Origin of the sequence: Nakamurella flavida (assembly GCF_030811475.1) — a bacterium.
Lineage (GTDB): Bacteria > Actinomycetota > Actinomycetes > Mycobacteriales > Nakamurellaceae > Nakamurella > Nakamurella flavida.
The window spans coordinates 1,343,627-1,357,705 of sequence record NZ_JAUSQV010000001.1 but is presented as its reverse complement, the minus strand read 5'-3'; the positions used below and the strand labels follow the sequence as shown (position 1 = coordinate 1,357,705).

The 14,079-nt window shown below is 73.0% G+C and carries 15 protein-coding genes and 1 tRNA gene; 6 read left to right on the top strand and 10 right to left on the bottom strand.

Annotation, left to right across the window (positions count from 1 at the left end):
- Positions 1 to 18: 18 nt before the first annotated feature.
- Both J2S58_RS06025 and J2S58_RS06020 read right to left on the bottom strand, forming a co-directional pair.
- A complete protein-coding gene (locus J2S58_RS06025) occupies positions 19 to 204 on the bottom strand; it encodes a hypothetical protein (RefSeq protein WP_205258373.1) in 186 nt (61 codons plus the stop codon).
- Positions 205 to 259: 55 nt separating this feature from the next.
- Positions 260 to 1,021 carry an ABC transporter permease gene (locus tag J2S58_RS06020; protein ID WP_205258374.1) on the bottom strand — a complete coding sequence of 254 codons (762 nt, stop codon included), beginning with the start codon at positions 1,019 to 1,021 and terminating at the stop codon, positions 260 to 262.
- A gap of 125 nt (positions 1,022 to 1,146) precedes the next feature.
- On the opposite strand from J2S58_RS06020, the gene J2S58_RS06015 reads away from it, so the two are divergent.
- The 4 genes from J2S58_RS06015 (at position 1,147) to J2S58_RS06000 (ending at position 3,567) form a co-directional block, all read left to right on the top strand.
- Positions 1,147 to 1,220, top strand: a tRNA-Pro gene (locus tag J2S58_RS06015).
- Positions 1,221 to 1,588: 368 nt separating this feature from the next.
- Positions 1,589 to 1,918, top strand: coding sequence for an RNA polymerase sigma factor (locus tag J2S58_RS06010; protein ID WP_205258465.1), 330 nt, complete (start codon positions 1,589 to 1,591; stop codon positions 1,916 to 1,918).
- Positions 1,915 to 2,919, top strand: coding sequence for a hypothetical protein (locus tag J2S58_RS06005; RefSeq protein ID WP_205258375.1), 1,005 nt, complete (start codon positions 1,915 to 1,917; stop codon positions 2,917 to 2,919). Before J2S58_RS06010 ends, J2S58_RS06005 begins: the two co-directional genes overlap by 4 nt.
- A 150-nt stretch (positions 2,920 to 3,069) precedes the next feature.
- Positions 3,070 to 3,567, top strand: a complete 498-nt coding sequence (locus J2S58_RS06000) for a hypothetical protein (RefSeq protein WP_205258376.1) — start codon at positions 3,070 to 3,072, stop codon at positions 3,565 to 3,567.
- A 109-nt stretch (positions 3,568 to 3,676) separates the two neighbouring features.
- Here the strand turns inward: J2S58_RS06000 and J2S58_RS05995 are convergent, their stop codons facing one another.
- Together J2S58_RS05995 and J2S58_RS05990 are read right to left on the bottom strand one after the other, a co-directional pair.
- Positions 3,677 to 5,062 (bottom strand): hypothetical protein, encoded by a 1,386-nt coding sequence (locus J2S58_RS05995; protein WP_205258377.1) that lies wholly within the window; start codon positions 5,060 to 5,062, stop codon positions 3,677 to 3,679.
- Between the two features lie 205 nt (positions 5,063 to 5,267).
- Positions 5,268 to 6,503: an alpha-amylase family protein gene (locus tag J2S58_RS05990; RefSeq protein ID WP_306826580.1), complete on the bottom strand. Its 1,236-nt coding sequence runs from the start codon at positions 6,501 to 6,503 to the stop codon at positions 5,268 to 5,270.
- A gap of 64 nt (positions 6,504 to 6,567) precedes the next feature.
- Here J2S58_RS05990 and J2S58_RS05985 point away from each other — a divergent pair, with 64 nt between their 5' ends.
- Positions 6,568 to 7,176: a TetR/AcrR family transcriptional regulator gene (locus tag J2S58_RS05985; RefSeq protein ID WP_205258379.1), complete on the top strand. Its 609-nt coding sequence runs from the start codon at positions 6,568 to 6,570 to the stop codon at positions 7,174 to 7,176.
- 147 nt (positions 7,177 to 7,323) lie between these two features.
- Positions 7,324 to 8,841, top strand: a complete 1,518-nt coding sequence (locus tag J2S58_RS05980) for an Ig-like domain repeat protein (RefSeq protein ID WP_205258380.1) — start codon at positions 7,324 to 7,326, stop codon at positions 8,839 to 8,841.
- Between the two features lie 36 nt (positions 8,842 to 8,877).
- On the opposite strand, the gene J2S58_RS05975 is transcribed toward J2S58_RS05980, so the two are convergent.
- The 6 genes from J2S58_RS05975 to J2S58_RS05950 form a co-directional block, all read right to left on the bottom strand.
- On the bottom strand, positions 8,878 to 9,423 hold the full coding sequence (locus J2S58_RS05975) for an HAAS signaling domain-containing protein (RefSeq protein ID WP_205258381.1): 546 nt from the start codon (positions 9,421 to 9,423) through the stop codon (positions 8,878 to 8,880).
- The gene (locus tag J2S58_RS05970; RefSeq protein ID WP_306826576.1) at positions 9,420 to 9,761 is read right to left on the bottom strand and encodes a PadR family transcriptional regulator; all 342 of its coding nucleotides are present in this window, start codon (positions 9,759 to 9,761) and stop codon (positions 9,420 to 9,422) included. The genes J2S58_RS05975 and J2S58_RS05970 overlap by 4 nt, the downstream gene beginning before the upstream one ends.
- Positions 9,762 to 9,827: 66 nt before the next feature.
- Positions 9,828 to 11,300 carry an FGGY family carbohydrate kinase gene (locus J2S58_RS05965; protein ID WP_205258382.1) on the bottom strand — a complete coding sequence of 491 codons (1,473 nt, stop codon included), beginning with the start codon at positions 11,298 to 11,300 and terminating at the stop codon, positions 9,828 to 9,830.
- Entirely contained in the window at positions 11,287 to 12,267 is a 981-nt protein-coding gene (locus J2S58_RS05960) for a transketolase family protein (protein ID WP_205258383.1), read from the bottom strand. Before J2S58_RS05960 ends, J2S58_RS05965 begins: the two co-directional genes overlap by 14 nt.
- Positions 12,264 to 13,148: a transketolase gene (locus J2S58_RS05955; RefSeq protein WP_240189410.1), complete on the bottom strand. Its 885-nt coding sequence runs from the start codon at positions 13,146 to 13,148 to the stop codon at positions 12,264 to 12,266. The genes J2S58_RS05960 and J2S58_RS05955 overlap by 4 nt, the downstream gene beginning before the upstream one ends.
- Before the next feature lie 79 nt (positions 13,149 to 13,227).
- On the bottom strand, positions 13,228 to 14,022 hold the full coding sequence (locus tag J2S58_RS05950) for an SDR family oxidoreductase (protein ID WP_205258384.1): 795 nt from the start codon (positions 14,020 to 14,022) through the stop codon (positions 13,228 to 13,230).
- Positions 14,023 to 14,079 lie beyond the last annotated feature (57 nt).

The window sequence follows — 14,079 nt, the reverse complement described above, 5'->3', positions numbered from 1 at the left end:
CCCACCCGCACTGCCGGATCAGCGGGCCGCGGGCGGCGGGGTCTGACCCCTCTTGGTGATCTTGCTGGTGAGGTCGGCGATCTTCTGCTTGTTCTTCGGGTCCGAGGCGAGCTGCTGGGCCTTGGCGATGGCCTTCTTGCCGGCGGGGGACTGGGCGAGGGCGATGAGCCCGCCGATGCTGGTGAACTTCTTCATGAACGACATGCGTCGAGTTTACCCAGGTCGAACGCCGCCCTGACGGTGTAAACACCGCGGTCGCTCATTCCGGCAGCGGGCCGTCGGCGGCGGGGAGGAGACCGGCGGAGAACAGCTCGACGGTGACGGCCACCGCGACGACCTGCACCACCACCAGCGCGACCAGCACGAGCAGCTGCGTCGCGCCGGCCTGCCACGGCGAGGCCCCGGCCAGCAGGACGCCGACGAATGCGCCCGGCAGGGTCACCAGTCCGACGGTGCGGGTCTGGTCCAGGCCCGGCACCAGGGCGGTGGCGGCGGCCGGTCGGGCGACCAGGGAGACCGCCTCCCGCCGGGACAGCCCGATGGACAGGGCAGCCTCGTAGGCGCCGCGGTGCGCGTCCAGCTCGTCCACCACCCGGCGGCCGGCCAGCGACGTGGCCGTCATCGCGCCGCCGATGAGGATGCCTGCAGTGGGCAGGACGGCGACCGGCGCGAGCGGCACCGCCCCGCTGACCGCGATGATCAGCACGGTCGGGATCGCCCCGGCGGCGATGGGTAGAGCCGTCCACCACGAGCCCGGCCGGAGCGACCCGGTGACCCGCCGCGCGCTCGTCCCCGCCGCGGCGACCACCATCAGCAGCAGGAACAGCGCGGTCAGCACCAGCGACCGCAGGACGACCGCGATGATCAGCGAGATGCCGGCCAGTTGCAGCACCGCGCGCACCGACGCCGTCACCGGTTGCCGCCACGGCCCCAGCCCGGCCGCCCGGGTGATCACCGCCCCGATCGCGACCAGGACGACCAGGAGCACCGCGAGAGCCAGGCCCAGGCGCACGGTGTCCATGCCCTGATCCTGCACGGGAGTGATCGTGCCCTGCACCGGTGGGCGCCTGCCGCCCGGCCGGGCTGGATCAGGAGGCCCCGGGGCTGCGGTAAGCTTCTGCACGCCGGTCTGCGGATCGGCTCGACCGGGATGTGGCGCAGCTTGGTAGCGCACTTGACTGGGGGTCAAGGGGTCGCAGGTTCAAATCCTGTCATCCCGACAAATCGACAGCCCCGAGGAGATCTTCTCCTCGGGGCTCTTTCGTACCCGGACTTCGAAGCCCCGGGCAGGAGGAGGTCTTCGGACCAGCGCGGTTGCCGGTGGCGTTCGGGACGGTCCACACTCCCCCGGGCGTGAACACTTCTGTGGCCCCGCCCGTCCTGGTGGGTATGAACGAACGGACCGTGATGGCACCGCCGGCGCTGCCACCACCCATCGACGCGAACACCGTCGGCGATGACCTGGCCTACCTGAACAGGTTGGGCCGGGCGTTGACCGGTGACCGCGACGCCGGCTCGGACCTGGCCCAGGGCGCCTATCTGCGGGCGGCGCCGCACCTCGCGGGGGTGACCGCGCGCCGGGGCCTACCTGCGGCGCACGGCGGTCAACCTGCTCAACGACCGACTCCGCCGGTCCGCGCTCGTCAGCGAGGTGCCCACCGAGCATCTGCCGGAGACCGCGACGACCTCCGACGCGTACGGACAGGTCGAGCAGCGGATGGACCTGGAGCAGGCCCTGGCGCTGCTCGACGCCACGGCCCGGCAGATCGTGGTGCTCCGCTACCTGGAGGACCTCCCCGTGAAGGAGATCTCCGCCCTCCTGAACCGCCCCGCCGGCACCGTCCGGCGCATCAGTGCCGACGCCCTGCGGCGTCTGGCCCCCCAGCTGCAGGACCACTCCCGAGGTGAACTCCGATGACCCGAGACATTCCCGACGCGACCGCCGAGGCGAGGCTGCGGGCGGCCCTGACCGACCGGTACCCGCTCGAACCCGTCGATGACGCCCAACTGCGGCGCGTGATGACCGAGCTCGCCTCCGGGGCGGCACCCACGGAACCGTTCGCCGTCCTCCCGCTCGCCGCTCCCGCCCGTCGTCGGGGGTGGACGACCGCGCTGCTCGCCGCCGCGGTCGCCGTCGTCGTCGCGCTGGTCGGGGTGTCCGCCACCCTGCTGCTCGCCGACGGGACCAGCTCGTCGCCGGCGATCGCCCCCACCGTGCCGGTCACGAGCGGTGACGCTCCCGCAACACCCTCCGCCCCGACGACGGGCGGGGCCACCACATCGCCTGCTCCGTCCGCCACCGTCCCGCTGTCGACCCCCACGCCGGATCGGCCGCCCGTTGCTCCGGTGGAGACACCCCCGGCCGCGCCCGACTCGCCGGAGCCCTCGCCACCCAGTGCCGCGACGGGTGTTCCGCCGACCCCCGCCCCGACGTCGGTACCTCCGGCGGCCGAACCGATCCCCGCCGACCCGCAGGCGTTCCGGGTGGACGACACCCAGGTCGAGGTCCCGGGCATGATCCATTTCGTGTCCCCGTCGGGCAACATCAGCTGCGTGATGGCCGACAAAGGGGTTCCCGGTGCGGACTGCGTGATCGAGGAGGCCGACTTCCCCCATGTGACCTGCGAGGAACCGACGCCGGCCCTGACGCTCTCCTTCAGCGTCCACAACGCCGGACAGACGTCCGATCTCAGGACCACCCCGCCCGACAGCAAGGGTGACTTGCTCGATTACTGCGACTGGAGCTCTGCGGGGTCCGACGGGTCTCCTTCGTCCGACGGCACGCCTCCTCTCCCGTACGGCTCGTCCCTCACACCCGGGGCGACGACCTGCGTCAGCGAGACCACCGGCGTGACCTGTCGCAGTCTGACCAGCGGGGCCGGCTTCCAGGTCTCCCGGTCGAGCTACCGCCTGTTCTGACAAGAGTGTGGCGAGCGTTGCACCGGTGGGCTGTTTGGCGGCGGACGGGACGCGGTACCGGGGGAGCGTCCCCGCCGTTGCCCATCGGACAACGCAGTGGGCACGGCTGCGCACGAACCGGACCGCCGCGGCGGTCCCGCTAGGAGCGTCATGCCGAACACCTCGACCGGTTACACCACCCTCACCCGTTCCTTCGGGGTTCTGTCCGCCGCCCTCGGTGTCGCGCCCGCGGTCGTTCCCGGTGCGGTCGCCCGGCTCATCGGGGCGACGCCCCGGCTGCGGAACCGGGTGCTGCTGCGATCGATCGGGGCGCGCGAGCTCGCAGTGTCCGCGGGTCTGTTCGTCGCCCCGTCACCGGCCATGCTGTGGGCCCGGGTCGCCGGTGACGCGATGGACGTCCCGCTGGCCCTGGTGTCCGCAGTGGGCGCCACCGGCAGCCGGCGCGGCCGGGCCTGGGCCACGGTCGGGGTGGTCACCGCCATCGCGGTGGCCGACGTCGTCGCCGCGATCCGACCGCCGTCCGACGGCACCCCGTCGCCCATCACGCTGGTGAACGCCACCCCGGCCACGCCCCCGTCGTACAACGCCGCCCAGCAGCCGGCCGGCAAGACCCCCACCGCCGGTGTGCCGAACAAGCCGGAGGGCTGAGCCCGAGGGTTGCGCAGAGAGGTGTCCCGCCCCACCCGAACGATCACGAGAGCCGGAGCGGCACCACGCCGCTCCGGCTCTCGCCTTCCCGCGTCCCGGGCCGCCCGGTTCAGGAGTCCCAGATGGGACCGAACGCCGGGATGCCGCGCTGCTGCAGCCGGCGGACGAGGTCGGTGGTGGCGGCCTTGTTGGAGATGCAGATGACGGCCTCGGCGCCCGACTCCACGTACGCCTGGTAGGCGAGTTCGGCCAGGTCCGGCTTGCCCAGCTCGTCGGAGTTCCACAGCGTCGCGTCGGGCTGGGTGCTGAGGATCTGCCCGACCAGCTCGGCGCCGTAGGTCCGCTCCGGGTGGCGGGTGACCCAGACCAGCTTGGTCGGCGTGGGGTCGTTCAGCAGGTGGGGCAGGCAGGGGGCGATGCCACTGCCGGTGGTCACCCAGACGACCTTGGTGAACAGGCGGGCGCAGGTGCCGACGCCGGTGGTGGGCACGCCCCGCAGCCACAGGTGTTCCGGCGGGTCGGCGATGAGCTCGGAGGTCCACTCGCCGGCCTTCGAGATCGCCATCCGGAAGCCGGGCTCGCCGGGGTCGACCATGTTCGCGAAGGCGTGCCACTCGCCGAGCGGGGTGCGGGAGACCCGGGAGGCCGAGCCGGTCCGCGGACGCGGCTCGGTGGGGAAGCGGACCAGGGCGACGTGGTCCGACGGCCGGGTCACCTCGACCGGCACCCGGCGCAGCTGCAGCCACGGGATGGCCGCCCCGACGATCAGGGTCGCCAGGATCCAGGTGTTCGGCGACCCGAGCACCGCGTCCAGGACGTTCCCCCCGTTGTCGATCGCCACCAGGAAGGTCAGCGGGACGAACAGGGTCAGGGCCAGCCAGCCGCCGTACCGGTGGGTGAACTCGAAGACGTGATGGTGCTGCTCGCGCATCGACGGGCGGGCGCAGAGCGCCACCAGGATCAGGTCCGCCGCGATGGCGACGGCGACGCCGACCAGCATGTCCCGCACGCCGGCGGCAGAACCGATCTCCGGGTGGGTGAGCAGCACCAGGGTGAAGGCGGAGAACCAGGCCGTGGCCGAGATCGCGCACCCCACATGGACTCCGCCGCCGACCTGGTACACCTTGGCCAGGGCGGCCCGCACCCGCGGCGGCCAGCTGAGCGGGGCGCGGGTGGCCAAAGCGAACAGCGCGTTGACCACGTATTGGTGCCGGATGAGCACCGCCATGCACATGTTGACGGACGCTGCCGTGATCGTAGCGGCGAGCAGTTGGGCCGCGGTCGGTGCGCTCAGGGCCAGAACGATCGCGGTGACGACGTTCACCACGAGGCCGGTGACGATCAGCCGGTGGAACGGGGTGAAGCGACTCCCGGCGAGCCGATGCTCCGCCGAGACGGGCGGCAGGTCCACGACGTGGGTGACCGGGCGGCTCGCGCGTCCGCCGGTGGTCGACGGGTGATGGTCCGCCCGCCGGGGGAGGAGATCGATGCTCATCCGGTGCCTCGCTCGTCCGGGGTCAGGCTGTTCCTGGCCTGGGATCACCCTCGTCGCGTCCGCCCCCGCCCCCCGTCCGCCGGTCGTGCCCCGCGGGGGAGGAAGCGTGGTGTCCCCCGATCGGTGGACGGTGCCGCCGTGGGGCTCCGCTACCCCCGCAGCTCGATCCGGCCATCGTCGCGGAACGCCTGCGCGGCAGCGCATGTCACCCGGCGGTGGACCATTCGACCCGGTCGCCGGCCAGGATCCGCCCGGACGGTCGATCGCCGATGTCCAGCTCGACCAGCAGCTCGTCGGAACCCCCGGCCGCCCGCACCCGGTAGCGGTAGCGGGTGTTGGTCAGCTCCTCGGCGGTGGTGGTCGCGGTGACGAGCCACCGGTACCGGCGGCGCAGGGCGATGAGCTGACGGTGCGCCTGCAGGACGGATGCCCCCCACGGTGCGACATCGCCGGGGGTGTCGGGGAACTCGGGGCGGACGGCGTCGTCGCCGCCCTCCCGTTCCTCCTTCACACCGGTGTAGCCGAACTCGTCACCGGCGTACACGGTGGGGATGCCGCCCACGGTCATCAGCACGGCCAGCGCGAGGACGGCGCGGTCCTCGCCGACGGTGCTGGCGATCCGGGTGACGTCGTGGTTGCCGATGAACGTCGCCGGGACGAAGTCGGCCAGAAAGGCGTTGTGCCGCTGCAGGGTCCAGTCCAGCTCGAAGAAGTTCCGCGATGCGATGGCGTTCCCGACCGAGCTCCACAGCTCGTACTGGGTGACGGTGTCGACTCCGGACCGCCGGACGAAGTCGGCGTAGTCACCGTGGATGACCTCCCCGACGAACCAGGCATCCGGGTGCCGCTCGCGGACGGCGGGCAGGACGGCCGCCCAGAACGTCGGGTCCACGGTGTAGGCCGCGTCCAGCCGCCATCCGTCGATGCCGCGCTCCAGCCAGTACTCCATCACCGACCGGACGTACTCCCGCGCCGCGGCGGAGGAGTGGTTCAGCGCGACCAGGGCGTCGTGGCCCTCGAACACGGCGGCGTGCGGACCGCCCTCCGCGGCCCAGTCGACCGCGAACAGGTCGGCGTCGGGACCGTCCGGTCCGTCGAGCAGGGCTTGGCGGAACCGGGGGTGATCCCGCCCGACGTGGTTGAACACCCCGTCCAGCACCACGACCAGGCCGCGGTCGTGGCACGCCTCGACGAGATCGGCCAGATCCTGCTCGGTGCCCAGGCGGGGGTCGACGGCGAACTGGTCGAGGCTGTCGTACCCGTGGGTGCTGGAGGCGAAGACCGGGCCGAGCAGCAGACCGGAGGTGCCGAGCTCGACGGCGTGATCGAGCCAGTTCAGCAGGCGGCGCAGCCGCGGGGCGGGCGTCGCCGCTTCCCGGATCGGGGCGCCGCAGAAGCCCAGCGGATAGACCTGCCAGAGGATCGCGTCCTGGAAACGCACGGGGGTGCCTCCTAGTGAGTCGGACTGAGTAGCGCAGTGAGCGTAGCTCACTAAGCTGGTGGTCATGCCCCGCCAGGACCGCGCCCCCCGGGTACGCCTCGACCCCGCCGAGCGGCGCGCGGCCATCCTGGTCGCCGCCCGCCACACCTTCCTCGCGTCCGGGTATCCCCGCGCGACGGTCGCCGCGATCGCCGAGACCGCCGGGGCGTCCGAGGCGTTGGTCTACCGGTACTTCCCCGGGAAGGCGGAGCTCTACACCGCGGTGGTCCGCGCGGCCCTGGACGACCTGGCGGCCGATCGATCCCGCGCCCTGGCCGCGCTGCCCCCGGGCAGCTCCGCCCGCGACGCCGTGCGCGCCGCCGTGCTCGTCCTGCTGGACCACCTCGAGCGGCGCACCGGGGCCGGGGTGCCGCTGGTGGACACGGCGGGGGAGCCACCGGCCGTGGTCGCGCTCCGCCGGGACGCCTGGGCCGAGCTGGTGGAGGTGGTACGCGAGCAGCTCCGCCCGGGCGAGGGGAGTCGACACGACTGGGCGCTCCGGGGCTGGGTCGGGTTCGTCGAGGCCGTCGGCGCGCGATGGCAGGCCGCCGGCTGCCCACCGGACGAACGATGGCCGTTGCTCGACGCCGCCCTCGGTGCGCTGGAGGGTGCGCTCGGCGACTGGGCCGCCTGAGGCCCACGCCGGGAAAGCGCAACCGGTTCGTCACCCGGGGGTGAGAGGCTGACGCAACGCCGGGGCGGACGACACGTCCTGGTCAGGGGCCGCGCCCGTCGGGGTGGGCGGGGCAGGCCGACGAGGGCCGTGACGAGGGGAACGTCGATGACCGGGGACCGCACCATCACCGAGGCTCGGCACCGCCGACGGACCGGGCGGGTCGCGCTCGCCGCCGCCGTCCTGCTCGCCGTCCTCACCGCCTGCGGTCCCGCCGCCCCGACCCTGCGTCCGGCCGCGGCCACCGCGAGCAGTTCCGCGTCGGAGACCACGCCGTCCGCGCCGGCGAGCTCGGCGACCACCCGGACGGCCCCGACGACCTCGACATCCGTCGCCCCGGCGCCCGCCGCGGTGACCCTGGCCGTCGAGGCGGTCCGGGGCGCCGACGGGTTCTTCACCGTGCAGGGTGCGGCCACGCTGGCCACCGGTGCTCCGGCCGAGGGCACCCTGACCGTCGACCTGGACGCCACTCCGCTGGGTGCGCAGCCCCTCGCCGGCGGCCGCGCCGCCTTCGCCGCACCGGCCGGCCTCGGCCCGGGAGAGCACGTCCTGACCGCTCGGTTCACCCCCACCGACGCCGCCTTGACCGCGGCGGCGGAGACCAGCACGCCGGTGAGCATCGCCAAGGCCGGCGCCGCGGTCTCCGGCACCGCGGTCACCGCTTCCGGGGTGGGGACCGTCCGATACGGCGACACGGCGACCGTCCGGATCGCCGTGCAGCCGAGCGTGCCGACCCCGGACCTCAGCGGACCGGTCGCCCTGCTCGACGGGGAGACCGTGCTCGCCCAGGGCACCGCCGACGCCACCGGCGTCGCCGATCTGCGGTACCTGAACCGGGCCGACCCAGGCGCCCACGACTACCGCGTCACCTACGCGGGCAATGCCGCGGTCGACCCGGCGGAGGGGGCGATGACCCTGCAGTCCGCGCAGACGAACGTCGACGTGGCCATCTCGCTGCCGGAGACGTCCACGAAACCCCTGCCCGGCACGGACATCCCCGTCGTCGTCTCGGTGATCGGCACCCCGGACACCCCGACCGGTCAGGTCGTGGTGACCGCCGACGGGACGCAACTCCTGGCCGGTCCGGTCGGCCCGGACGGCACCGTCCGCACCACCCTGCCCGCGGTGTCCGAGGGGACGCACACCATCGCGGTCACCTACTCCGGGGACACCCGCTTCCAGCCGGGACAGGGCGAGAAGACCGTCACCGCGACGACTCCGCCGGTCAATCCGGCCGCCGGTGCCGCCGCCGGCCTGCAGGCCGCGAACCCGTGCCCCGCGTCGGCATCCGCCTGTGTCGACCTGAGCTCCCAGCAGGCCTGGCTGCAGAGCAACGGCGTCATCACCTACGGGCCCGTCCCCATCACCTCCGGCCGCGCCGGGTACCGCACCGGCACCGGGACGTTCGACGTGTACTGGCTGGACAAGAACCACAAGTCCAGCATCTTCAACAACGCTCCGATGCCGAACTCCGTGTTCTTCGACGGCGGGATCGCCTTCCACCAGGGCAGTCTCAGTGACCAGTCGCACGGCTGTATCCACCTGTCGGGCGCGGCCTCGGAGACGTTCTTCGACACGCTTTCCGTCGGTGACGACGTGGTCGTCTGGGGCGCCCCGCCGTACTGATCCCCTGCGTCTCCGCAGGCCGACCCGGGTGATGGATCAGCGCACCCCGGGCAGCCCCAGGCCGACCTGGACCGGATCGGTGGTGACCGGTCCGCTCGACGCCTGCACGAGGAACAGCAGGACGAAGGCTCCGGCCAGCAGGCCCAGGCCGGCGACGACGGTCGCTGCGGTGACCAGGCTGCGGTGCCGCGCGGTGCGTCGGTGGCGGACGACGAGCGCCGCGACCAGGACGACCAGGCAGACCGCGACCGACGGGAACAGGGTCGGCAGCAGGACGACGCCGAGCAGTGCCCCAGCCAGCAGCAGGGGTCCGGCCGTCGGATTGCCGGCCGGGGACGGCGCCGGGGTGAGGGGAGGGGCGGGCGTCGCCGCGGCGGCGATCCGGTCGACCGGGCCGAGAACGCCCAGTGCCGCACGGATCTCGTCCGGGCTCGGGTCCCGTCCCCCGCTCAGTCGCTCGGTGAGGTCCTCCCGGACCCCGGCGACGATGTCAGCCCGTTCGATCGGGTCCGTCCCGGCCAGGGCTCGATCCAGGTCGGCCAGGTAGGCCGCGATCAACGGATGCTCGAGGAGCGCGGTCATCGGGTCTCCTTCAGGACGGCGTCGACGTCTTCGGTGAACGGCTCCCAGGCGCGGGCGAACGCAGCCAGCGCCGCTTCGCCCTCCGGGGTCAGTCGGTAGTAGCGGCGGGGCGGCCCGGAGCTCGATTCCTGCCAGAAGGTGTCCACCCAGAGCTGCCGCCGCAGGCGGGACAGGAGCGGATATAGGGTGCCCTCGCTGGCGAACAGGGCCGGGTGCAGCGCCAGCCGGGCCGTCATCTCCACGCCGTACGCGGGGGCGTCGCGCAGCAGGGCCAGCACGCAGTACTCCAGGACACCCTTGCGCAACTGGGTGAGGACGGGGTCCTGGGCGGCGGGCACGAGCCGACGCTAGCAGTAGGTTGCGGTGCCCACTACTCGGTCATGCACGGTAGATGGGCCGCGCGGTCACCGGACGCTCTGCCCCCGGCTGCGGGCCAGGGCGGCGCGCCAGGCACTCCGGCCCCGCTCGCGCTCCTCGGCCGTGGACCGCGGGACGAAGTCCTGGTGCGCACGGGGGAGGGCGGCCAACGCCGTGGTGTCCCACAGGCCCACGGCGCGGCCGGCCAGGTGGGCGGCGCCCAGGGGGGAGAGGTCGGCGTCCAGGGCCCGCCGCACGGTGCGGCCGCTGATGTCGGCCTGTAGTTGCATGAGGAACGGGTTCGCCGAGGCGCCGCCGTCGGCGAGCAGCTCCGGTACCGGGGCGACGGTGTCGTCGACCGCGTGGACCACGTCCTCGACCTGCAGGGCGATGCTCTCCAGGGCGGCCCGGGCCAGCTGGGGCAGGCCGGTGCCCAGGGTGAGGCCGCTGATCGTGCCGACCGCCTCGTTGTCCCACCAGGGGGCCCCGAGTCCGTTGAAGGCGGGGACGAGGTGGACCCCGCCGCCGTCCGCCGTCTCGGCCAGTGCGGCGAGTCGCGCCGGGGTCGAGTCGACCGCACGGGCGAGCCAGCCCAGGGTGGCCCCGCTCGCCCGGATGTTGCCCTCCACGGCGAAGGTGGGTGTGTCGCCGTCCTGCCAGGCGACGGTGAGACACAGCCCGCCGGCCAGGTCGGTGGTGCGGTCGGTGACGCCCATGACCGAGGAGCCGGTGCCGTAGGTGGCCTTGACCTGACCGGCCGCCCACGCCCCGTGCGCGAAGAGCGCGGCGTGCGAGTCACCCATGACCGCGGCCACCGGGACGTGCGCCGGCACCCCGGCCAGGGCGCCGGCGGTGGTGAACGGGCCGGTCGAGGCGGCGATCACCGGCAGGCACTCGGCGGGGACGCCGAACAGCTCCAGCAGCTGGGGGTCCCAGGTGCGGCTGCGCACGTTCATCAGCTGGGTGCGGGCGGCGTTGCCGACCTCGATGACGTGGCCGGCGCCGAGCCGGAACAGCAGCCAGCTGTCCACGGTGCCCAGGCACAGCTCACCGCGGGTGCTGCGGCGCCGGTCGGGGTCGTGGGTGTCGAGTAGCCACTGGGCCTTGGCGGCGGAGAACATCGGGTCGATCGGCAGGCCGCTGACCCGCCGGACCATGTCGTCCGCGCCGGTGGCGAGCAGGGCGCGGCACGCCCCGGCGGTCCGCTGGTCCTGCCAGCTGACCAGCGGACCGACCGGCTCGCCAGTGGCGCGATCCCACAGCAGCAACGATTCCCGCTGGGTGGACAGCCCGACGGCCCGGATGCGGGACGGGTCCTGCCCGGCCAGGGCACCGGCGACCGCGGTCTGGATGCTGGCCCAGATGTCCGCGGCGGACTGCTCGACCCAGCCCGGTCGGGGCGTCTGCTGTCCCAGGGCACCGCTGCCCCGGGACACGATGGCGCCACGGTGGTCGACCAGGAGCGCCTTGCTGGAGCTGGTGCCCTGGTCGACCGCCAGGATCAGGTCAGGCTCCGCCATGTCCGAGGACCTCGCGGACCGCGGCCACGATGCCGTCGGCGGTGAGCCCGAAGTGCTCGAGCAGGAAATCGGTGCTGCCGGTCGGCGCGAACTCGGTCAGCCCGAGCAGCCGCATGGGGACCGGCTGGTTCTGCACGACCAGCGAGGCCACGGCCGCGCCGAGCCCACCACTGACGATGGCCTCCTCGGCGGTGACGATGCCGCGGGTCTCCCGGGCGGCGGCGAGCACCGCGTCGGCGTCCAGCGGCGACACGGTGGACATGTTGATCACCCGGACCGAGATGCCCTCGGCGCGCAGGGTTTCCGCGGCGGCGAGCGCACGGGAGACCAGGGTGCCGATGGCGATGACGGTGACGTCCTCACCCCCGGGGGAGTGACCGGCGAGTCGAACGGACCGCCCCAGCTCGAAGCCGGTGCCCTCGGGATTGACCGCCGGCACCGCGTGCCGCGGGATGCGGATGTAGTAGCCGCCGGGGTTCCCCACCGCGTACCGGACGGCGGCGCGGGTCTCCTGCGGGTCGGCCGGGACGAGTACCCGCAGGCCCGGGATGGCCCGCGTCCAGGAGAGGTCCTCGATGGAGTGGTGGGTGGGGCCGAGCTCGCCGTAGGCCATGCCCGGGCTCTGCCCGCAGAGCAGCACGTGCGTGGCGCTGTAGGCGACGTCGGCCTTGATCTGCTCCAGCGCGCGGCCGGTGAGGAACGGCGCGGCGGCGCTGACGAACGGGATCATCCCGCCGTTGGCCAGACCGGCGCCGACGCCGACGAGATCCTGCTCGGCGATGCCGACGTTGATCAGGCGATCGGGGAAGGCGTCGCGGAAGCCGGTGAGGTTCGAGGAGCCGACGGAGTCGTTGCAGACCGCGACGATGCGCGGGTCCTCCTGCGCCAGGGCGATGATCTCCTCGGCGAAGGCCTTCCGACAGTCGAAAGTGGGTGCTGCGGGAGGGGTTTCGGTGGGGGTGCTCATGCGTTCGTCAGCTCCTGGACGGCCTGGGTGACCTGCTCGTCGGACGGGACCTTGTGGTGCCACTCGACCCGGTTCTCCATGAAGGACACGCCCTTGCCCTTGACGGTGTTGGCGATGACGGCGACGGGCTTGCCGGTGGTGGAGGGCTGGGTGGCCAGCAGCAGGGCGGCGAAGTCGTGGCCGGGGATGTCGCGGACCTCGAAGCCGAAGCTGGCCAGCTTGTCCGGGAACGGCTCGAGGGTCTTGGTGTCCTCGGTGCCCGCACCCTGCTGCAACCGGTTGCGGTCGATGATCGCGGTGACCGAGCTCAGCTCGTAGTGGGCGGCGGTCATCGCGGCCTCCCAGTTGCTGCCCTCCTGCATCTCGCCGTCACCCATCACCACGAAGGTGCGGCGCGGCGAACCCTGCAGCTTCGCGGCCAGCGCGTGGCCGACGGCGACGGGGAACCCGTGGCCCAGCGGGCCGGTGTTGGTCTCCACGCCGGGCACCTTGGTGCGGTTGGGGTGACCGTTGAGCGGTGACAGCGCCTGGGCGAAGGTGGCCAGCTCGGCCTGCGGGAAGAAGCCGCAGTAGGCCAGGGTCGAGTAGAGGGCGCCGGCGGTGTGCCCCTTGCTGAGGATGAACCGGTCGCGCTCGGGGTCCGTCGGGTTGGTGGGGTCGACGTTCAACACGGCGCCGTAGAGCGTGGTGAGGATGTCGGTGACGGAGAAGTCGCCGCCGATGTGACCCAGCTTGGCCCGGTTGATCATCTCCAGGTCCCACAGCCGGATCTGCGTCGCCATGGCGGTCAGCGCGGCGATGACGTCCTCGACGGGGGCGTCGGCCAGCTCCTTGCGGGTGGCCAGGTACTTCTCCGCGGTGGCGCGGTCGGTGGTCAGCATGCGGGCACGGTCAGGGGAGTCATGTCGACGTCCTTCAGGTCGGTGACGAGCGGGGTGAGCGGATGGGGGAGTGGGCGGGTCACCAGCAGGTGAAGCCGCCGTCGACCAGCAGGTCGACCCCGGTGCAGTAGGACGAGGCGGGGCTGGCGAGGAACACCGCGGGACCGACCATCTCGTCGACCGAGGCGCTGCGCTGCATGGGGGTCTCCGATTCGAACACCCGCATCTGATCGACCATCTCGGGTCGGGTGTTCATCGGCGTCGCGGTGTAGCCGGGGCTGATGGCGTTGACCCGGACGCCGCGGTCGACCCACTCCGTGGCCAGGCTCTTCGTCAGGTGGATGACGCCGGCCTTGGACGAGTTGTAGTGCGCCTGCTTGAGGCCACGGTTGGCGATGACGCCGGACATGGATGCGATGTTGACGATGGTGCCGCCACCGTGGGCGAACATCCGCCGCGCCTCGGCCTGGCAGGACAGGAACACCCCGGTGAGGTTGACCGCGATGGTCCGGTTCCAGTCGGCGACGTCGAGATCCTCCGCGGGTGTGGCCGAGGCGATGCCCGCGCAGTTCACCGCGACGGTCAGGTCGCCCAGCTCGGTCTCCGTGCTCGCCGTGGCCGCGGCGAGGTCGTCGGGGTCGGTGACGTCACCGGTGAGGGCGATCGCCCGCCGGCCGAGACCTTCGATGGTGGAGACGGTCTCGGCGACCCCGGCCGCGACGCGGTCCAGGCAGGCGACGTCGGCGCCGGCCTGGGCCAGGCCGATCGCGATGCGCCGCCCGATGCCGCTGCCCGCGCCGGTGACCAGCGCTGTCCGGCCGGACAGGGAGAACAGCTCGGGGCCGACCAGGGTGCTGCCGGGGGGTGTGGTCACGGTCGCCGTCGACTCCTTCGTCCGATGCGGTGGGCGCCGGATCGGGCCGCTCCGCCG